The organism is Ruegeria sp. HKCCD7303 (genome assembly GCF_013111185.1).
In the GTDB taxonomy this organism is placed as follows: Bacteria; Pseudomonadota; Alphaproteobacteria; order Rhodobacterales; family Rhodobacteraceae; genus Ruegeria.
The window spans coordinates 82,852-102,389 of sequence record NZ_WVRE01000003.1; the positions used below are offsets into that span (position 1 = coordinate 82,852).

General features: G+C 57.5%; 15 protein-coding genes. 6 read left to right on the forward strand and 9 right to left on the reverse strand.

What is annotated here, in order from left to right; genetic code table 11:
• Positions 1-29 precede the first annotated feature (29 nt).
• The 5 genes from pth to GS630_RS10080 all read right to left on the reverse strand — a co-directional run bounded on the left by pth (position 30) and on the right by GS630_RS10080 (position 4,409).
• Positions 30-710, reverse strand: coding sequence for an aminoacyl-tRNA hydrolase (pth, locus tag GS630_RS10060; protein WP_171619571.1), 681 nt, complete (start codon positions 708-710; stop codon positions 30-32).
• Between the two features lie 126 nt (positions 711-836).
• The gene (locus GS630_RS10065) at positions 837-1,490 is read right to left on the reverse strand and encodes a 50S ribosomal protein L25/general stress protein Ctc (RefSeq protein WP_171178062.1); all 654 of its coding nucleotides are present in this window, start codon (positions 1,488-1,490) and stop codon (positions 837-839) included.
• 247 nt (positions 1,491-1,737) lie between these two features.
• Complete coding sequence (locus tag GS630_RS10070; RefSeq protein ID WP_171235350.1) at positions 1,738-2,904, reverse strand: alpha-hydroxy acid oxidase; 1,167 nt, start codon at positions 2,902-2,904, stop codon at positions 1,738-1,740.
• Between the two features lie 146 nt (positions 2,905-3,050).
• Positions 3,051-3,842, reverse strand: coding sequence for a tryptophan synthase subunit alpha (trpA, locus tag GS630_RS10075; RefSeq protein ID WP_171619573.1), 792 nt, complete (start codon positions 3,840-3,842; stop codon positions 3,051-3,053).
• Between the two features lie 78 nt (positions 3,843-3,920).
• Positions 3,921-4,409 (reverse strand): acyloxyacyl hydrolase, encoded by a 489-nt coding sequence (locus tag GS630_RS10080; RefSeq protein ID WP_171619575.1) that lies wholly within the window; start codon positions 4,407-4,409, stop codon positions 3,921-3,923.
• A gap of 200 nt (positions 4,410-4,609) precedes the next feature.
• Between GS630_RS10080 and ychF the strand changes: the two genes are divergently transcribed.
• A complete protein-coding gene (gene ychF / locus GS630_RS10085) occupies positions 4,610-5,707 on the forward strand; it encodes a redox-regulated ATPase YchF (protein WP_171619577.1) in 1,098 nt (365 codons plus the stop codon).
• Between the two features lie 22 nt (positions 5,708-5,729).
• Here ychF and GS630_RS10090 read toward each other — a convergent pair whose 3' ends face one another.
• Positions 5,730-6,086: a hypothetical protein gene (locus tag GS630_RS10090; protein ID WP_171619579.1), complete on the reverse strand. Its 357-nt coding sequence runs from the start codon at positions 6,084-6,086 to the stop codon at positions 5,730-5,732.
• Complete coding sequence (locus tag GS630_RS10095; RefSeq protein ID WP_216599762.1) at positions 6,083-6,577, reverse strand: MaoC family dehydratase; 495 nt, start codon at positions 6,575-6,577, stop codon at positions 6,083-6,085. Before GS630_RS10095 ends, GS630_RS10090 begins: the two co-directional genes overlap by 4 nt.
• A 144-nt stretch (positions 6,578-6,721) precedes the next feature.
• On the opposite strand from GS630_RS10095, the gene GS630_RS10100 reads away from it, so the two are divergent.
• From GS630_RS10100 to GS630_RS10120, 5 genes are all read left to right on the forward strand, one after another.
• Positions 6,722-7,603, forward strand: a complete 882-nt coding sequence (locus tag GS630_RS10100; protein ID WP_171619581.1) for a LysR family transcriptional regulator — start codon at positions 6,722-6,724, stop codon at positions 7,601-7,603.
• A gap of 85 nt (positions 7,604-7,688) precedes the next feature.
• Positions 7,689-9,392, forward strand: a complete 1,704-nt coding sequence (locus GS630_RS10105) for an NAD(P)H-dependent oxidoreductase subunit E (protein ID WP_171619583.1) — start codon at positions 7,689-7,691, stop codon at positions 9,390-9,392.
• A 13-nt stretch (positions 9,393-9,405) separates the two neighbouring features.
• On the forward strand, positions 9,406-12,189 hold the full coding sequence (fdhF, locus tag GS630_RS10110; protein WP_171619585.1) for a formate dehydrogenase subunit alpha: 2,784 nt from the start codon (positions 9,406-9,408) through the stop codon (positions 12,187-12,189).
• 114 nt (positions 12,190-12,303) lie between these two features.
• Positions 12,304-13,089, forward strand: coding sequence for a cyclase family protein (locus GS630_RS10115; protein ID WP_171235342.1), 786 nt, complete (start codon positions 12,304-12,306; stop codon positions 13,087-13,089).
• A 13-nt stretch (positions 13,090-13,102) separates the two neighbouring features.
• Positions 13,103-13,624, forward strand: a complete 522-nt coding sequence (locus GS630_RS10120) for a thioesterase family protein (protein ID WP_171235341.1) — start codon at positions 13,103-13,105, stop codon at positions 13,622-13,624.
• Positions 13,625-13,628: 4 nt separating this feature from the next.
• Here the strand turns inward: GS630_RS10120 and GS630_RS10125 are convergent, their stop codons facing one another.
• Both GS630_RS10125 and GS630_RS10130 read right to left on the reverse strand, forming a co-directional pair.
• A complete protein-coding gene (locus GS630_RS10125; protein WP_253285867.1) occupies positions 13,629-17,717 on the reverse strand; it encodes a translocation/assembly module TamB domain-containing protein in 4,089 nt (1,362 codons plus the stop codon).
• Entirely contained in the window at positions 17,714-19,519 is a 1,806-nt protein-coding gene (locus GS630_RS10130) for an autotransporter assembly complex family protein (RefSeq protein ID WP_171619587.1), read from the reverse strand. Before GS630_RS10130 ends, GS630_RS10125 begins: the two co-directional genes overlap by 4 nt.
• Positions 19,520-19,538: the final 19 nt, after the last annotated feature.

A 19,538-nucleotide genomic window follows, 5' to 3' on the forward strand; every position in this document is an offset into this window, starting at 1 on the left:
TGGCTACGTAACGGAACGTTTTGGATCTGCTATTTGAATTTGTCCAACAGCTTCTGCATGGCAGAGCGGTCATCTACCACTGGTTCGGTTGGTGTATCAGGCTTTGTTTGGGATTTCGGAGTCGGGGTCTTTGAAGATCGCGGCGGAGCAGTGCGCAGCGCGACTGCGTTCATGAATTTGCCTCCATCTCCGTTTGCCAAATATGCAGCGCCGTCTGAAACCCCGCGTAGAACATCATCCAGCCAGTCGGCATCCGCCTTGGCGAAATCACCCAGAACATAGGGTGAGACCATCTCTTTCCGCCCTGGATGCCCGATCCCCAACCGAACGCGGTCATAGGCCGGGCTGATATGATCGTGGATCGAGCGCAGGCCATTATGTCCGGCATGGCCGCCACCCGCCTTCACACGGACTTTGCCAGGGGCGAGGTCCAGCTCGTCGTGAAAGATGGTCACATCGGTCGAATCCAGTTTGTAGAACCGCATCGCTTCTCCCACCGACTGACCCGACCGGTTCATGAAGGTCTGTGGTTTGATCAGCAGAACTTTTTCATCGCCCAAACGCCCCTCAGCGATTTCGGCCTGGAATTTGGATTTCCATGGGCCAAAGCCGTGATCCTCGGCGATCCGCTCCACGGCCATGAAGCCAATATTGTGCCGGTTGCGGGCGTATTTCGACCCTGGGTTCCCCAATCCGACAAACAGTTTCATAGTCTCATCCTTGTGCGATGCAGGTGGTTGATGGCACGGAATGCCACCTGTTTCCAGCCCGAGCGGCAAAAGAAAACGGGACCCAACAGGGCCCCGTTTCCAAATCCGAACTCTTGAAGTTCGAGCTTATTCTTCTGCAGCGTCCTGACCGACGACTTCAACCTCGTCAGCTGCCACTTCTTCACCTTCTTCGTCGTCGCTTGTGGACAGACCTGTGGGTGCCGAGATGTTGGCAATCACGAAGTCACGGTCGATGGTCGGCTTGGTGCCTGCGGGCAGGTCAACCGACGAAATGGTGACAACGTCGTTGATGTTCAGACCGGTCACATCAACGGTGATCTTCTCAGGGATATCACCCGCGGTGCAGACCAGTTCGACTTCAGGGCGGACAACAGTCAGAACGCCGCCCTTCTTGATGCCGGGCGCTTCGTCTTCGTTGATGAACTCAACGGGGATGAACAGCGCGATTTTGGTGGTCCGGCGCAGACGCATCAGGTCCAGGTGAGTCGGCAGATCTTTGACGATATCACGCTGGACATCGCGGCAGATGACGCGGACATCTTCGTGACCGTCAACCTTCAGGTTCCACAGTGTCGACTTGAAGCGGCCCGCTTTCAGGCGCTTGAATAACTCGTTGAACGGGATCTGAATCGGAAGCGGCTCTTTATCGCCACCAAAAACAATGCCCGGAACCATGCCGTCGCGGCGTGCCTGACGAGCGGCGCCCTTGCCTGTCCCCGTCCGTTCCAGAGCTACGAGATCAGGAATCTCTCCAGCCATGATAATTCTCCAATGTTAGGGCGGGCATCCTCCAAGGCTGTATGCCCGCGTGAAGCCGCGTCCTTAGCTTGATTCAATTGGTTTGGAAAGGGGGTTTTAGTCCGTTTTTTGTTTTGCGAGGCTCTGCCTCGCGCTCCGAGGTATTTTTAGCCAGATGAATACAGGATCCCTACTTCATCTGGCGGAAAATACCTCGGGGGAGGCGCCCTTAGGGCGACGGGGGCAGAGCCCCCAATGTCCAGCCGGTTCAGCCTTGCCAACGGCCTCCGAAGTCTTCGGGGACAAGCAGGTTGTGACGCCCCAGCCCTTCGATAGTTTTTTCACCGCAGAGCGCCATTGTCGTGTCCAATTCCTTCTGGATCACCTCAAGCGCGGTGGTCACGCCTTTCTGACCCATTGCGCCAAGGCCATAGACAAAAGCACGGCCGATATAGGTACCTTTGGCCCCAAGCGCCAAAGCCTTAAGCACGTCCTGACCAGATCGGATACCACTGTCGAGATGAACCTCGATATCACTGCCAACGGCGTCCATGATCTCGGGCAGGACGCGGATCGAGCTGAGTGCGCCGTCAAGCTGACGACCGCCGTGGTTTGATACGACTATGGCTTCTGCGCCCAGCTTGGCCGCCATTTTTGCATCCTCTGCGTCCAGGATACCTTTCAGGATTACTTTGCCGCCCCATTGTTCCATCAGTTTTTCGACCTTGGCCCAATCCAGGCTGGGATCGAACTGTTCTGCGGTCCAGGCACCAAGGGAAGACGCATCCGATATCCCGTCGACATGGCCGACGATATTGCCGAACTCACGCCTTTGGGCACCCAGCATTTCTATTCCCCAAGCCCATTTTGTCATCAGGTTTGCAATGGTTTTGGCAGTCAGCTTCGGCGGGGCGGAAAGGCCGTTTTTCAGATCCTTATGACGTTGGCCCAGAATCTGCAGATCCAGAGTGATCACCAGCGCTGAACATTTGGCGTCTTTGGCGCGCTGGATCAGTCGGCTGACGTAATCCGTGTCCTTCATCGTATAAAGCTGAAACCAGAATGGCTTGTTGGTGTGTTCAGCCACGTCTTCGATCGAGTTGATTGACATGGTCGAAAGCGTGAAGGGTACGCCAAATTCCTCGGCCGCTTTTGCGGCCTTCATCTCTCCGTCCGCGTGTTGCATTCCTGTCAACCCGACCGGAGCCAGCGCGACCGGCATCGAGACATCCTCGCCAATCATATGTGAGGCCGTCGAGCGCCCGGACATATCGACCGCAACCCGCTGGCGCAGGCGGATCTGTTCAAAATCGCTGCTGTTTTCGCGGAAGGTTTGTTCTGTCCAACTGCCACTTTCAGCGTAATCATAGAACATCCGGGGTACACGGCGTTCGTATATGCGCCTGAGGTCTTCGATATTGGTTATTACGGGCATGCGGCGGACCTCCGGGCTGTCTGGTTATTTTTTCTTACCAATCCAGCGCGCCGCCTGCAACGGATTGACCCTGTGCCTGGGTGTCAAAAACCCGCAGCACAAGGCACTGCGGCGGGTTTTTTGAGCTTTGAGATGTATCGCTGAGATCAGACGCTGTGTGCCCCGTCCGACAGGGATTTTACGAAATCCAAGACTTCAGCGACAGGCTTGCCCGCGGCGATTTGGCTGACAATGGCGGATCCGACTACAGCACCGTCGGACACTGATGCGATATTGCGGGACTTCTCGGGCGTGTTGATGCCAAAGCCTACGATCACGGGCAAATCTGTTGCGGCCTTTATGCGGGCGACCTCGGGGCCGACGTCTGTCGCCTGAGCCTCGGCTGCGCCGGTGATCCCGGTGATCGAGACGTAATATACGAAGCCCGATGTATTTTGCAGAACGCGTGGCAGACGTTTGTCATCTGTGGTGGGGGTTGCCAGACGGATGAAATTCAAACCTGCTGCCTGTGCGGGCAGGCACAGTTCTTCGTCTTCCTCGGGGGGAAGGTCGACAACGATCAGACCGTCGATTCCGGCTTCTTTGGCATCCGCCAGAAATGCGTCAACGCCCCGGCTGTAAATCGGGTTGTAATACCCCATCAGGACAATCGGAGTCGTATCGTCGGTTTCCCGGAACGCACGTGCCAAATCCAATGTGCGTTGCAACGTCATGCCGCCATCCAAAGCGCGTTGCCCCGCGGCTTGAATCGTGGGGCCATCTGCCATCGGGTCGGTGAAGGGCAAACCCAGTTCGATGATGTCCACTCCAGCACCCGGCAGGCCTTTGACTACCTCTAACGAAGTGTCATAGTCCGGGTCTCCGGCCATGATATAGGCGACAAATGCCTTTTTTCCTTCAGCTTTCAGGGTGGCGAACTTGGCGTCGATACGGGTCATCGGATGTCCTTGCACTCGGGTTTCGACCCGTGTGCAGAAACTTTGACCGAAAATCAATCCCGCCAGGGCAGGAATAGATCAGAAGCCCAGATGATAGCGCAGAAGCACCGCGTTTACGCCAGGGTTATCGTCGTTTGTGCTGGCGTTGGATTTATGTGTGATCGCGAGCGACACGCTGTTTCCGTTGTCCAGTGCATAGCCAAGGCCAAGGAGACTGCGAATCTGAAAGTCACCCCCCAAGTCGTTCAGATCAATACTTGGGTTAAAATACCCTGGCATGACGCTGCCTTCCACAAACCAGCGTTCGTTCAGCGCATACAGTCCGACCACCCCCAAGCCGATGTGAAAATCGCCATTCTCATGAAGAGACAATGCTGTTCCCCAACCAACGCTGAACCGGGTCGCCTGATGAAACGGCTTATGGTGGTATTCAAGGGAGAAAAGCGCTTGGTCCTCGGATGCATTGTCAGAGAAGTCTGCATATCCAGCGCCAAATATGACTTGTTGGGCTTGGGCTGTCGCATATGTGGATACTGTCAACGCGGTCGCAAGTAAGAGCTGTTTCATTTTAGTCTGCCAGTGAATTCTCGTCGTTCAGTGCTAGTTGGTTATCGAAGGGGCATTTTTTCAATTCAGCCATGAACACGTTTTTGGAACGTTTTTGTGATGTGGCGATTTGGACTCAGCCGTGGCAAGCCCAGCAATGGCTTGCGCATTGAGGCTGACCTGCATAGAAGCTGCGTTCGTATTCTATGCAGGAGGCCGTGATGGGCTTTAAAATGGGAATCGTGGGTCTGCCGAATGTAGGCAAGTCGACCCTGTTCAACGCGTTGACCAAAACCGCAGCCGCGCAGGCGGCGAACTTCCCGTTTTGCACCATCGAGCCCAACGTGGGCGACGTGGCTGTGCCAGATGATCGACTGGACAAGCTGGCCGCGATAGCGTCGTCCAAGCAGATCATCCCAACGCGGATGACGTTCGTGGATATTGCCGGCCTAGTCAAAGGCGCCTCAAAGGGTGAGGGTCTGGGTAACCAGTTTCTGGCCAACATCCGCGAGACTGACGCCATTGCGCATGTGCTGCGTTGTTTCGAAGACGGCGACGTGACCCACGTGGATGGCCGTGTCGATCCGGTGGCCGATGCTGATACGATTGAGACCGAGCTTATGCTGGCCGATCTGGAAAGCATCGAAAAGCGCCGCGCGAACCTGGTGCGCAAGCTCAAGGGCAACGACAAAGAAGCGCAGCAGCAGGATCGCCTGTTGGCCGAGGCGCAAGCTATGCTGGAAAACGGTAAGCCGGCGCGGTTGGTCGAAGTGAGCGACGAAGACGCAAAGGCATGGAAGATGCTTCAACTGCTGACCACTAAACCGGTGCTTTATGTCTGCAACGTGTCCGAAGAAGAAGCAGCTGAGGGCAACGAGTATTCAGCGAAAGTGGCCGAGATGGCTGCGGCGCAGGGCAATGCCCACGTCATTATCAGCGCTAAGATCGAAGAAGAGATCAGCCTGCTGGAAGAAGACGAAGCCCAGATGTTCCTGGAAGAGATGGGTCTGGAAGAACCCGGCCTCGACCGTCTGATCCGCGCTGGTTACGACCTGCTGAAGCTGGAAACCTATTTCACCGTCGGCCCGAAAGAGGCCCGCGCCTGGACGATCCGCACCGGCACCGCCGCGCCACAGGCCGCTGGCGTGATCCACGGTGACTTCGAGAAAGGCTTCATCCGCGCCGAGACAATTGCCTATGACGACTATATCGCCGCCAATGGCGAGCAGGGCGCGAAAGAGGCGGGCAAGATGCGGGCAGAGGGTAAGGGCTACATCGTCAAGGACGGCGATGTGATGCATTTCTTGTTTAATACTTAAGGTCGCTTGTTAAACGCGTATTTCAGGGCGTTTCGTTCAGACTGCAGTGGGTGATCAGCCACCTGCCGTCTGGCTGTTTGTATAACACGTTGAGCGATGTCCCATGATCGGCTTCGCCTTCGCTGAAACGCGCAAGGCACCAGCCAATATGGCCGTTGATATCGGCTTGTACGACCTCGATAGCTTTGGGCTTGGCATCTTCTTCTATCCACGCGGCATGCGCCGCTTCGATCGCCTTCCGACCCTTTGCCGCAGGCCCATACGGTGAGAAGAGTTCTGTATTGTCTGTGAAATAGGTCGCGCATCCCGCTGGGTCATTGGATCGATAACATTCGACATAGCCATCAAACAGTTTCTGAAATTCTAGGATCACAGTCATTTTGTGCGCTTCGCTTCTCTCGTCGGTCTTGCTGAGTCCGCTAGTCCCCGCCGTGCCATCACATGGTCAATGATGAAGCTGAGTACCTCGATGTCTTTTTGGTTGTATGTACGATACCGGAAACGCACCGTACCCCTGTCAGGTTTTGAATGTGAAGGCGTGATCGCCTCGACCGTTACGCGCACGCAGATAGTATCCCCCGCGAAAACCGGTGCGAGCCAGCGCACTTCGTCCATGCCGTGACCGCCAAGATTTGTACCGTTAAGCACACCAGTGTCGCGAAATAGCCGGAAGGTAAGCGCGATGGTTTGAAAGCCGCTTGCGATAAGGCCGCCAAAAATGGACTCTGTCGCAGCGATCTTGTCTATGTGGAATGGTTGCGGATCGTGCACGAGGGCAAAATCCACGATCGCGCCCTCTGTAAGAGTTACGCCTCCGGTCTCGAAGGAGTCTCCAAGCATCAGATCATCGAGATATTTGCCCTTAATCATCCCAATACTCGCATCAACCGCGTCTTTTATAGTATCGCTGACAGGTTCAAAAAGAAACTCTCCGAAGTTCGTGGATGAAGCGCATTTCTATGCAGGTAAAAACGCGTTAGTCTGCCGTTTGCTCTCAAGTTGGACCGACTAGAAATGATCGAAATCCGCGACCTGCAATTGCTCAGCGCTTTGGCGCGTCATCGCCATTTTGCCAAAGCGGCCGAGGAATGCGGGATTTCGCAGCCCGCGTTCTCGATGCGTATCCGCAATCTCGAGGATCGGCTTGGCCTATCCATAGTCCGCCGCGCAAACCGGTTTCAGGGTCTCACGGAAGAGGGCGAGATGATTGTCCAACGGGCGCGACGTATCCTCGATGACACCAAGGCGCTGGAGCAGCAAGTGCTGGCAGCCAAGGGTGAGATCACAGGGACGTTGATATTGGGCGTGATCCCCACAGCGATCGCGTTCACCGGCCGCCTGATTAAACGTCTGCGTATGGCCCATCCCCGGATCGTGACCCGGATTGAAACCATGTCCGCTACCGCGATTCAGCACCGACTGGACGAAGGCAGCCTGGATGCAGGGATAACTTATGGCGACAGTATCGGCACGGACCTGCGGCAGGTGCAGCCCTTGTACGAGGAAACCTATGTCCTGTTGGTACCATCCCACATGACCGAGGAAACTGGCCCGATTCCCTGGGCTCAAGTCGCCGATTTCCCGTTGAGCCTGCTTGAGCCGCAGATGCAGAATCGCCGTATCCTGGACCGGATTTTTGCGGAGCAGGGCCTGCATCCTGACGTCGTGGCCGAAACCAGCGGCTTCACCGCTTCAATGGTCATGGCGAGAGAGGGGCTGGCGGCCACCGTCGTGCCTCGGGTCCTTGTGCGCGCGCTGGGCGATTTGAAGGGGACCCGTGTGTTACCTCTGGTCGATCCCGTTGTCAGCAAGCCCATTTGCCTGGCCACCCTCAGCCGCGACCCAGAACTGCCAACGGTCGGAGCGTTGCGCAGCGTGGTGGCGTCTTTACGGTGATAAACTGTCGTTATCGTGCGATTGCCAAATGCGATTTGACGATATGCTGATCTGATGAGACACGGGGCCTCAATCGGAGGGCATCATGGCACCATTAGACACCAAGCCATCAGGCGCACCCAAGGGCGTTTGGAAGTCAGGTAAAGGCAAAGGGCGGCATACGCCCAAGGGCCGTCAGTTTACGGATGAGGCGCAGGCCGAGATTCACCGCCTGTTGGGCGATCGCCCGCGCCGCCGCGATTTGCTGATTGAATTCCTGCATTTGATCCAGGACGCGCACGGACATATCAGTGCCGACCACATTGCAGCTTTGGCCGTTGAGATGCGGATCGGTCAGGCGGAAATCTACGAGACCGCCACCTTCTATGCCCATTTCGATGTGGTCAAAGAAGACGAGGTGCCTCCGCCCGCGCTGACGATCCGGGTCTGTGATTCCCTGTCTTGCGAAATGGCCGGTGCCCAGCAGCTGCAAAAAGCTCTGGAAGATGGCTTGGATCCGGCTGAGGTCCGCGTTGTTCGTGCGCCGTGCATGGGCCGTTGTGATACCGCTCCGGTGTTGGAGATCGGTCACAACCATATCGATCATGCGACCCCTGAAAAGGTACAGGCCGCGATTGCCGCGGAAGATACCCATGCCCATCTGCCCGATTATGAAGCCTTCGCCGCCTATGAAGCCAATGGCGGTTACGCCAAGCTGAAGGAGCTGCGCGACGGCGGTGATTGGGAAAAGGTGCAAGAAGACGTGCTGTCCTCGGGCCTGCGTGGTCTGGGTGGCGCCGGTTTCCCGTCGGGTAAGAAATGGGGCTTTGTTCGTATGAACGAAGGTCCGCGCTATCTGGCCGTGAACGGGGATGAAGGCGAACCCGGCACGTTCAAGGACCGTTACTATCTGGAACGCACGCCGCATGTCTTCCTTGAGGGCATGTTGATCGCCGCCTGGGCGGTCGAGGCCGAGACCTGCTTTATCTATATGCGTGACGAATACCCTGCGGTGCTGGAAATCCTACGCCGTGAGATCGCCGCGTTGGAAGAGGCCGAGATCGTCGCCAAGGGTTACATCGACCTGCGCCGGGGTGCTGGTGCCTATATCTGCGGTGAAGAATCCGCGATGATCGAGTCGATTGAAGGTAAGAAGGGCCTGCCCCGTCACCGTCCTCCGTTCGTGGCGCAGGTTGGGGTCTTTAATCGCCCGACCTTGGTGCACAATGTCGAAACACTGTATTGGGTCACCAAAGTGTGCCGTGAAGGGCCGGAATGCCTCAACAGCACCGAAAAGAATGGCCGCACCGGCCTGCGCAGCTATTCGGTCTCGGGCCGGGTTGCAAAGCCCGGTGTGTACCTGCTGCCGGCAGGTTCGACCATTCTGGATGTGATTGATGCCGCCGGCGGCATGGCCGAAGGCCATGTGTTCAAGGCGTATCAACCGGGCGGGCCGTCGTCAGGTCTTCTCCCCTCCAGCATCGATGACGTCCCGCTCGACTTTGATACTCTGCAACCGCTGGGCACCTTCATCGGCTCCGCTGCGGTTGTGGTTCTGTCAGATCAGGACACCGCCCGCGACGCTGCGCTGAACATGCTGCGGTTCTTCGAAGATGAAAGTTGCGGTCAGTGCACGCCCTGCCGTGCGGGTTGCGAAAAGGCGGTTAAGCTGATGCAGGCCGACAAATGGGACACCGAACTGTTGGAAGACCTGTGCCAGGTCATGGGAGATGCCTCGATCTGCGGTCTGGGGCAGGCGGCTCCGAATCCGATCCGCCTGGTCATGAAACATTTCGCTGACGAAATCTGAGGGAGACAGAGCCATGCTTGACGCAAGCCCAACAAAGACCGTCGCCTTCAACCTGAACGGCGATGACGTCACTGTGCCCGAGGGCACCACGATCTGGGAAGCGGCCAATGGCCGTGGACTGGTGATCCCGCACCTGTGCCACAAACCGGCACCGGGCTACAAACCCGATGGCAACTGCCGCGCCTGTATGGTCGAAGTGGAAGGCGAGCGCACTCTGGTCGCCTCGTGCATCCGACCGGCGGCCGAGGGGATGGTTGTCAAAACCGACACTGACCGCGCCGAGAAGTCCCGCGCTATGGTCATGGAACTGTTGGTGGCCGATCAGCCCGAGCAGCCGCACGATGCGTCCAGCCATTTCTGGGATATGGCCAAGCTGAACGATGTCAGCGACAGCCGTTTCCCGGCGAAAGAGGCCGAGAAAATCCCGCTGCTGGATGACAGCCACGTCGCGATGCGTGTCAATCTGGACGCCTGCATCAACTGCAACCTCTGCGTTCGCGCTTGCCGCGACGTGCAGGTGAATGACGTGATCGGCATGGCCGGTCGCGGCCACACCGCGCAGGTGGTGTTTGACCAGAACGACCCAATGGGCGCATCAACTTGCGTGGCCTGTGGTGAATGTGTTCAGGCTTGCCCGACCGGTGCGCTGATGCCCGCCACCGTGCTGGACGATCAGCAACTGGGCGATAGCAAAGACTACGACAGCGAAACCGAAAGCGTCTGCCCGTTCTGCGGTGTGGGCTGTAAAGTCTCGCTGAAGGTCAAAGACGGCAAGGTGAAATATGTCGAGGGCATTAACGGCCCCGCTAACGAAGGCCGTTTGTGTGTCAAAGGCCGCTTTGGCTTTGACTACATCCACCACCCGCACCGCCTGACCAAGCCGTTGATCCGGCGCGAAGACGCCCCTGAAAAGGGCCTGAACGTCGATCCATCGGACCTGTCGACCCATTTCCGCGAAGCGACCTGGGAAGAGGCGATGGATTTGGCCGCCATCAAGCTAAAAGCCTTGCGCGACGAAGATCCGCGCAGCGTTGCGGGCTTTGGTTCGGCCAAGTGCACCAACGAAGAAGCCTATCTGTTCCAGAAGTTCATCCGTCAGGGATTCAAGCACAACAACGTCGACCACTGCACCCGTCTGTGCCACGCGTCGTCCGTTGCGGCTCTGATCGAGAACGTCGGCTCGGGTGCTGTGACCGCGACCTTCAACGAGATCGAAAACGCGGATGTGGCGATCATCATCGGGGCCAACCCGATTGAAAACCATCCTGTTGCAGCGACCTATTTCAAGCAATTCACCAAGCGCGGTGGCAAGCTGATTGTGATGGATCCGCGCGGTGTCGGCATGCGCAAATTCGCTGACGAAATGCTGCAATTCCGCCCGGGTGCTGATGTCTCGATGCTCAATGCGATCATGAACGTGATTGTCGAAGAGGAACTCTACGACAGCCAGTACATCCACCGCTGGACCGAGAACTGGGAGGCCGAGAAAGAACATCTGCGCCAGTTCACGCCCGAGGCGATGGCACCGATCTGTGGCATCGAACCAGATCAGTTGCGCCGCGTGGCCCGCACATTTGCGCAGGCCAAGGCCGGTCTGATCTTCTGGGGCATGGGCGTCAGCCAGCATATCCACGGCACCGACAACTCGCGCTGCCTGATCAGCTTGGCGCTTATGACCGGCAACGTGGGCAAGCCCGGCGCGGGTCTGCACCCGCTGCGTGGCCAGAACAACGTTCAAGGTGCCTCGGATGCGGGTCTGATCCCGATGTTCCTGCCGGACTACAAGACCGTCACGGATGACAACATCCGGGCTCAGTTCACCGATGTCTGGGGCTCGGATGATTTCTCGAACGAGAAGGGCCTGACCGTTACCGAGATCATTGATCAGATCTATGCGCGCAACATCAAGGGTATGTATATTCTGGGCGAAAACCCGGCCATGTCCGACCCGGATGTAAACCACGCCCGTGATGCGTTGGCCAAGCTGGATCTGATGATCGTGCAGGACATCTTCCTGACCGAGACGGCGAACTATGCCGACATCATCCTGCCGGCCTCGGCGCTCTATGAAAAGAACGGGACGGTGTCGAACACCAACCGCCAGGTACAGCGTGTACGCCCGGCCGTGGCACCTCCGGGTGAGGCGCGCGAGGATTGGGCGATCACTGTCGAGTTGGCGCAGCGTATCGGTCTGAACTGGGATTACACAGATGTGTCTCAGGTCTTCAACGAAATGAAGCTGACCATGCAGTCACTGGACAACATCACGTGGGAGCGTCTGGAAACCGAGACGATCACCTACCCGTCGCTCAGCGAAACCGATCCGGGCCAGTCCATCGTGTTTGGCGACGGTTTCCCACGGGCTGATGGCAAGGCCAGGTTCACCCCGGCCAGTATCATCCCACCGGATGAAGCTCCGGATGAAGAGTATCCGATGATAGCCACAACGGGTCGCCAGTTGGAGCATTGGCATACGGGTTCTATGACCCGCCGCGCCACTGTTCTGGATGCGGTAGAGCCGGAAGCGAACTGTTCGATGAATCCGCGTACGCTCAAGCTGATGGGGATCGAACCGGGTGAAATGATCCGTCTGACGACCCGTCGCGGTTCCATCGAGATCATGGTGCGTGCCGACCGGGCGATCGCCGAGGATATGGTGTTCATCCCGTTTGCCTATGTCGAGGCGGCTGCGAACATGCTGACCAATTCGGCCATCGACCCCTATGGCAAGATCCCCGAGTTCAAGTTCTCGGCGATCAAGGTCGAAAAGATCGAAGACGCCATCGCAGCGGAATAACCTCTGCGCCAATCATTCTTTCGAAAAGGCGGTCTTAGCGGGCCGCCTTTTTCGCGTCTTGACAGCAGCTTACGCGCGGCCAACCCTGTGGCTGTTCTTCTGATGGAGTTGCATATGCCTCGCCGTTTCGTCGATTTGTCCGTTCCGCTGGAAACCGGCATTGTATCGGACCCGCCGATCATGCTGCCCGAGATCGAATACCTGACCCATGACCAGACCGCCGAGCAGGTCATGGCCTTTTTCCCCGGCCTTGCGAAAGAAGACCTGCCAGGTGGCGAGGGTTGGGCGCTGGAACGTTTGCAAATCGCGACGCACAACGGCACCCATCTGGACGCGCCCTACCACCACCATTCCACAATGAACAAAGGCGAGAGGGCGATCACCATTGATGAGGTGCCGCTGGAATGGTGCATGAACCCCGGTGTCAAACTGGATTTCCGTCATTTCGAGGATGGCTATGTGGTTACCGCAGCGGATGTCGAGGCCGAACTGAAGCGGATCGGTCATACGCTGAACTCGTTGGATATCGTGGTGGTCAATACGTCTGCAGGGACACAGTATGGCCAACCTGACTATCTGATGAAAGGCTGCGGTATGGGACGTGAGGCGACCTTGTACCTGACAGAACGCGGGGTGCGGGTGACCGGAACAGATGCCTGGAGTTGGGACGCACCCTTCCCGCTGACCGCGCAGGAATATGCAGATACCAAAGACCCCTCGATCATCTGGGAAGGGCACCGCGCCTCGATGGAGATTGGGTATTGCCACATGGAAAAGCTGACCAATTTGGAAACGCTTCCGCCGACAGGGTTTGAAATTTCCTGTTTCCCTTTCAAGATCAAAGGTGCCTCGGCAGGGTTCATCCGCGCCGTTGCGATCTTTGAAGATCCGGACGAGTGAGGACTGTTCAGCCATGTCACAAGATACACAGCCGTTAGGTGGTCATGATGGCCCGTACGATGCGCCTGTTGAAATTCACGAGTTTGCGCTGCAACCAGACTGGATCGATTACAACGGGCATATGAATGTCGGCTACTATGGCGTCGCGTTCGACATGGCCTTCGAACGGCTGCTTGTCGATCAATTGGGTCTTGGCGAGCCCCAGGTCCAGGCGTTGGGGCAGGGGCCGTACGTCCTGCAATCCCACATGCAGTTCCTGCGTGAGGTGACCGACGACATGACGATCTATTTCCAGTTTCGATTGTTGGATGCAGATCACAAACGTGGGCACTATTTCGGTCAGATGATCTCGGCCCCCGACCAGACTGTATGTGCCACGCAAGAAGTGCTGTTCATGAATGTCAGCCACAGAACGGGTCGCTCTGAACCCTATCCGGATTGGGCGGTCACTCGGTTGGCACGGATGGTGTCGGATCACGCGTCTTTGCCACCCGCGCCCCAGATTGGGCAGCCGATTGGTATTCGCCGAAAATGACGCCTTAGTAATCGCGTTCGAAAAACACCCCGATGCCGGTTTCGCCGCGGCCATCAACTGTGCCTTTGACGGTAAAGTTGTCAGTCACATCCAAGTTCAGGTTCACTTCGGTGTCACCTTCGGTGTTGACGGTAAAGTCGGTATACAGGTTCTCACCCAGATAGGCGCCAGCCCCCAACCGGCCAGCACCACTTTCCGATGCGCCGACATCAATTGTATCCACGCCGGTGGATTCACGCAGACCCTTGGTTGCGTCGCCACCCGCGCCGCTGAGTTGTGCCAGCGACGCTGCCATCTGTGCGATCAGGAATGGCGATATTTCTGAGAACCGATTTCCAAACAGCAGCATTGCCAACGCCTCTTCAGCCGGGCGTTCGGGATCAGAGAACACATCCACTTCAGGTGAATCCAACGGTCCCGCAATCTCAATTGTTGCGGTGCCATCAGAGGTGCTGGCCGAGGATTCGAACTCGATGTAAGGCGTCAAGTCGCCCTGCAGCGTGACGATGCCTTTGGTCAGGGCCAGCCTACGGCCCAGAATGTCGAAATTGCCTCGGATCAATTCGATCTGACCCGATGGAACGACAGCAGCGGTGGTGCCACCGATGAAAATCCGTCCGCCCAGCTCTGCGTTCACGCCCCGCCCACGAACAAACACGGCTTTGGGGGCCAGCAGGCTGATGTCCAGCGCAATTCTGGAATTGCTTTGGCTAGCTTCTTCTGTGACAACCAGCCCCGCGCGTTCACGCGTAACAAAAGCAGAGCGGCTTTCGTTGATATGCTTTATCTCGGGGATTGGGGCTGCGCCGACCGCGCCTGAGGCGGCTGCAAGATTGATGTTTGTTTCGTCGAACGTGATTTGCCCGGCCAGTGAACTGTTTCCGGCCAAGGCCCCGGTCATTGCGATCTGGCCGTTCAAGGTGGTTTCGTAAAGCAACTGATCCGTTAGCACGAGACTGTTCAACGCGGTGGTGATCTGAGCGTTAAACGGTGGCGCGAGGTCAACAGGGCCGCTGACGGTAAAACCACCACCAGCCCGCACACCACCGCTGAGGTTGATGGTTGCACGGCTTTGCGCAAGATTGATCTGACCGCTGATACCGGTGATTGTCTGGCCAGCACCGGGAATGGCAAGTGATGTGCCAGATGTGGTGATCGACCCGCTAAGAGAAGCCAAAGACGGTGCGCCATTCAAGGCCAGGTCGAAACGTGCCGACCCTTCGATCTTGTTGGGCGTTATAAAGATATTTGCAATCCCAAGATTGACCCCGCCCTGCGCGGTCAGATCCGCCTGGGTGTTGGTTTCATCGAAGGTTCCGGCGACGGTACTGGTGATGTCAGCAGGCCCTTCGGCTTTGGCATCGATGGTCCAAAGCCCATTGTCCCGCGTTGCGTTGCCCGAAGCTGCGATGGTGCCCGGGAATTCAGGCACAAACCTTTCGATACGGTTGAACTTTGCGTCGAAATCCAGGTCCGCTGCGCCATTCGTGTCAACCGAACCCGCGACTTTGGCGTAAGAGCTGTCAGGCCCCTGCAAATTGGCTGTGCCCTCGAAACCCGTACTTGTGGGCGCGACATTTCCATCCAGTTTCAATGGGCCTGTAACGGTTTCAGACAGTCGGCCCAGATCGTCCAGGGCGGCTGTAAAGCTTAACCCTCCGGCTTCGCGGTCCAGTTTGCCGGATGCCTCAGCCGACAGGGCGGTTCCCTTCAATCGGAAGCTGCGGATATCAAGCCCTTCATCGCCATTCTGCGCATCCACGGTCAAGGTCGTGCGCCCTTGGATCAGTTTGTCAACGGTGTCGATTCCGGTTTTGATATCATTCGCATCAAGATTGCCTTTCACGTCAAAGCTCTTGCTGCCTACAGCACCTTTGCCCGAAAGGTCGGTTTTGATCGATCCGGCCAGATCGCGTTTGGCAAGGCCCGAGAACAAAGACAGGTTCGGGACATTCAGGCTGGCTTGTCCATCCACAGCCAGCGCGTTTGTCGGATCGTCGATCGTAGCTGCCGCTTGGGCCGTTAGGGCGGTTCCGTTCACCTTGGCGTCCCGGATCACGATTTGATCCTGGCTAAGCGCGCCATCAAAGGTAATTTCGGTCCGACCAACAAGCAGGGGGTCGATCTCGGACATACCAGATTTGATGTCTCGGCTTGTTACGCTGGCGGTGCCGTCGAATTCCAGCGTCTGAACTGCGCCTTTACCGCTCAGCTGTGCCTGTATGGCACCGCCAAGCTCACGATTTGCAAGGCCGGAGAAGATGGAAAGATCCTGGGCATTAACCGTGGCCTGCCCGTCGATGGTCAGGTTGCCGCCGGGGGTCGTCACTGCGCCATCAGCTTTCGCGCGCAGTGTGTCGCCGATCAGGGTGAAGTCCCGGATCGTAATCCCATCTGCACTACGCTTAGCGTCGACAGTGATTTTGGTGTCGCCGCGAATGACGGGATCGATGTCATCACGCCCTGTGGACAGGTCATTACCCTCTACCTCGAGCTTGCCATCAAAGCTGCCCTCCAGAGGAGAGCCTTTCCCGACAAGCCGGGCAGAGGCTCGACCGCCAAGCTCCATCTGCGCGAGATCCGAAAACCGTGACAAGTCCGTCGCCTGCAACGTGGCTGTGCCATCTACGGCCAAACCGGTAGACAGGCCGCTGATCACCGCGTCCAGCCCCAGTTCATAATCAGAACCAACCAGCTTCACGCCAGACAGGTTTACCGTTTGATCACTGCCATAGGCGAACAAACCATCCAGCGTGACGCGCTCGCCCACGGCTGCGTTCAGCGCATCGTCAGCCAGGTCGATCCCGTCCAGAGCAGCCTGAAGATCGCCATCCAGTTGCAGGGCCGTCCCTTGTTCCAGCGTCCCCTGTGCCGAGATTTGCGCACGTTGCAAATCGATCTGTGGCGTCTTTATTCCGTTGGCCGTAAGGCTCAGGTCCCAAAGATTGCCGTTTTTCTCATCAAACAACGCTGAAATCTGTGCCGCCTCAATAGATGTTTCGCCGCCCGAAACCGGCAAAACCACGCTTTGCCCTTCCGGCGGCGTGATCCGCCCCTGCAAAGCGGCCAATTGCAGTTGGCCACCAGCAGCGAGTTGCAGTTCACCTTCGAGGTTCAGCGCTTGCGATGTCAGCTCAAGGTCGCTGATGTTCAGCGCGCCATCCGGCTCGGTTCGACCGTCCACGAACAACTGTGTTTTGGTGCCGAAAAACGTATCCATGTTGTCGGCGACAAAGGGTGTTAGATCACCGCCCAGATCGGCAGTAAAGGCAATGCCTTCATCTGCGCTTGCCGCAGCGTTCGGGGCTGAACGTAGTCGAACCTGCCCGGTCACACGCGGCTGGCCATCGCTGCTGAGACCAATATCGGCGGTGAAGTCGCTTACTGGCCCAGACCCTTTTGCGGTCAACCCAATGGGTGGGCTGTCTGGGATATTGAGAGCCGTCGAAATCAGGCCGCCCGCCGCCTCGGTCACTTGTAGGTCAAGGTCGATCTGGCTGTCGGCGTTCTGAAATCCTGCGCTTAGCTTGATTTCGTCCCCGGCGCGGTCCAGGCGCGTGATATCAAGATTGGTGTCCAGCGTGCCATCCGCCAACGACAGGTTACCATTCACTGCCAACTCTGCCGCAACGCCGATCAGCGGCTCGCCCAGAGACAGTTCGCTGATGCTGATTTCACCGATTTCAATGGCGACGGGAAGTTCGGGCAGTTGAAAGGCTTGCGTTTCGGCTGCTGGGGGCGGCGTATCTTTGGTGGTTGTGCCCGGGGTGCGGGCGATGTCAATTTCCTGTGCAGTCAAGGCGTTGACGGAAAACCGGCCACGGATCAATGCCAGTCGGTTCCAGTCCAGCACGGCATCCTTAATGGTCAGCCAGACCCCCTCGTCATCGGCAACAGTGATCTCGTCGATTGTAGCCCGCGAACTCAGCGCGCCTTGCAGACCCGAGACCGTCACGTTTTGATCGTCTCCTGACAGCGTGTCCTGCAGGAACCTTTCGATCATGCTGCCGCCTTCATCCTCCTGCGCCAGTCCGGCGACAGGTGCAAACGTCAGCGTTCCGATCAGCAGAGTATATGAAAGGTGCCGTTTCAAAATGCCTGTCCGATCCCGATGTAAAACTGCAGGCCGTCCCCGGTGGGGCCACTCACCGGATAGGCGAGATCAAGTCGTAAAGGTCCAAATCCGCCCAGATCATATCTTACGCCGATACCGGCGCCGGCGTGATCCTCTGCACCGCTGCCAATGAACGAGGACGTATCGACAACACCGTAGTCATAAAACCCGACCAGTGACAGGCTATCAGTGATCTTGCCGCGGATTTCGCCAGACAAACCGATAAACGACTTGCCGCCTGCGATGCCGGTTCCGACTGGAATGCCAAGGCTTTCGAAGGGTTGCCCGCGAACAGTGCCCGCGCCGCCCGAGAAGAACAGAAAATCGGGCGTTACGCCATCTGCAGGCGGGCCGATGACTGAGCCCAATTGCGCGCGCCCGGCCAGAACGATCCGACCGCCGGTCCCCAGGCTTGTATAAGCCCGGCCATCAAAGAACAGGCGGATACCGGTGTCCGTTCCGGAAATTCCGACAAAGGGCATGACTTGCGAATCCAAATAAAACCCCCGCGTGGCGCTTACTTTGCTGTCGCGTTGGTCCCATTCAGATCGGAAGGGCAGGATGAAATACCTGAACTTGCGACCGCTGCCATAGGCGTCATCGGCGTTTGAAAGTTGAAATCCGGCGGACGCCTCGGCATACAAATTGTCGGAAAAGGTGCGGCGTGCACCATAGGCCAAGGACGCAACCGATACGTTGTAGTTTTCCGTGTTGCGCCGTTCCAGCAATGCGCTCCAGAACGTGTTGTCGTCCGGCCCGAGGCGATCCGGTTGATCCAGGCGTAACCCGATCCGGCCATCGATATCCTCGGCACCGCCGATATTGCGTATCGCCGCTTCAAAGCGCAAACGCTCGGCGCGTTTGAACATATTGCGATGGGTCCAGGTCGCGGTGACGTCAACGCCATCGCGCGAGGCCAGTTCGACCCCGAAGGTCAACCGTCGCTTGGGCAGGTCCTCGAACGTGGCATCGAAGTCCAGCGTTCCATCCGAGTTTGGTGTCTCGCGCTCTTGCAGCGAGACGACGTTGAACGTGCCGGTGCGGCGCAGACGCGTTCCGACCTTTTGGATCTTTTCAGGCGAATAAACCTCGCCGCTGGGGAAACCAGCGATCTTTTCGATGGATCTATGGCGCACATCTGTGTCGCCCTTGATGAACATCTTGCCAAATGTCAGCCTGCGCCCAGGTTCCAGCGTGACTTGAGCGTCCAGCTGCGCCTGTGAATGACGCGCGATGACGGTTTGCCCAGCGACCCCGGCCTTTGCATGGCCTGCATCCCGCCATCCTTGCACACCGGCCGAGGTGGCCTGCTGAATGGCGCCGGTTGTGGCCAGTTTGCCGGTGGCAAACTCTTCCGGCAGAACGGTTTCAGGGGCCAGTGGCTGCACTGTGGCAGTGCCAAATTTAAAGCTAGGTCCAGTCTCAACCGTAATTGCTGCTCGGTCGATTTTGGCAGGCACGGTCAACGAACTTATCTCGGCGGCTTCCTGACCGTCTAATTTGATGCTGACGACAGGGCTGAAATACCCCTCATCATAAAGAATCTGCACAATTGTGCGGTAATCCGACAGCGCGGCGGAAAGGATTTCAAGCGGGGTGTCCAGGCCGCGCTCTTCTGCCGTGGTGACGGATGACGTCTCTTTCAGGCGATCCACCAGCTCCTTGGACGCACCCGGTGCAGTCAGAGAGGTTTCCAATGCCAGTGACACGTTTGGAGCCAACGCCACAACAGCGACACTCAGCCAGCGCCTCAGACGGCCTTGCGGCTTGCTCCCTTGCATGAATTGCCCCAAATGTCCC

What these genes read in the sequence shown, in the direction of transcription:
- pth (WP_171619571.1), bottom strand. Translation starts at nt 710, where the DNA reads ATGAAACTGTTTGTCGGATTGGGGAACCCAGGGTCGAAATACGCCCGC.
- GS630_RS10065 (WP_171178062.1), bottom strand. Translation starts at nt 1,490, where the DNA reads ATGGCTGGAGAGATTCCTGATCTCGTAGCTCTGGAACGGACGGGGACA.
- GS630_RS10070 (WP_171235350.1), bottom strand. Translation starts at nt 2,904, where the DNA reads ATGCCCGTAATAACCAATATCGAAGACCTCAGGCGCATATACGAACGC.
- trpA (WP_171619573.1), bottom strand. Translation starts at nt 3,842, where the DNA reads ATGACCCGTATCGACGCCAAGTTCGCCACCCTGAAAGCTGAAGGAAAA.
- GS630_RS10080 (WP_171619575.1), bottom strand. Translation starts at nt 4,409, where the DNA reads ATGAAACAGCTCTTACTTGCGACCGCGTTGACAGTATCCACATATGCG.
- ychF (WP_171619577.1), top strand. Translation starts at nt 4,610, where the DNA reads ATGGGCTTTAAAATGGGAATCGTGGGTCTGCCGAATGTAGGCAAGTCG.
- GS630_RS10090 (WP_171619579.1), bottom strand. Translation starts at nt 6,086, where the DNA reads ATGACTGTGATCCTAGAATTTCAGAAACTGTTTGATGGCTATGTCGAA.
- GS630_RS10095 (WP_216599762.1), bottom strand. Translation starts at nt 6,577, where the DNA reads ATGATTAAGGGCAAATATCTCGATGATCTGATGCTTGGAGACTCCTTC.
- GS630_RS10100 (WP_171619581.1), top strand. Translation starts at nt 6,722, where the DNA reads ATGATCGAAATCCGCGACCTGCAATTGCTCAGCGCTTTGGCGCGTCAT.
- GS630_RS10105 (WP_171619583.1), top strand. Translation starts at nt 7,689, where the DNA reads ATGGCACCATTAGACACCAAGCCATCAGGCGCACCCAAGGGCGTTTGG.
- fdhF (WP_171619585.1), top strand. Translation starts at nt 9,406, where the DNA reads ATGCTTGACGCAAGCCCAACAAAGACCGTCGCCTTCAACCTGAACGGC.
- GS630_RS10115 (WP_171235342.1), top strand. Translation starts at nt 12,304, where the DNA reads ATGCCTCGCCGTTTCGTCGATTTGTCCGTTCCGCTGGAAACCGGCATT.
- GS630_RS10120 (WP_171235341.1), top strand. Translation starts at nt 13,103, where the DNA reads ATGTCACAAGATACACAGCCGTTAGGTGGTCATGATGGCCCGTACGAT.
- GS630_RS10130 (WP_171619587.1), bottom strand. Translation starts at nt 19,519, where the DNA reads ATGCAAGGGAGCAAGCCGCAAGGCCGTCTGAGGCGCTGGCTGAGTGTC.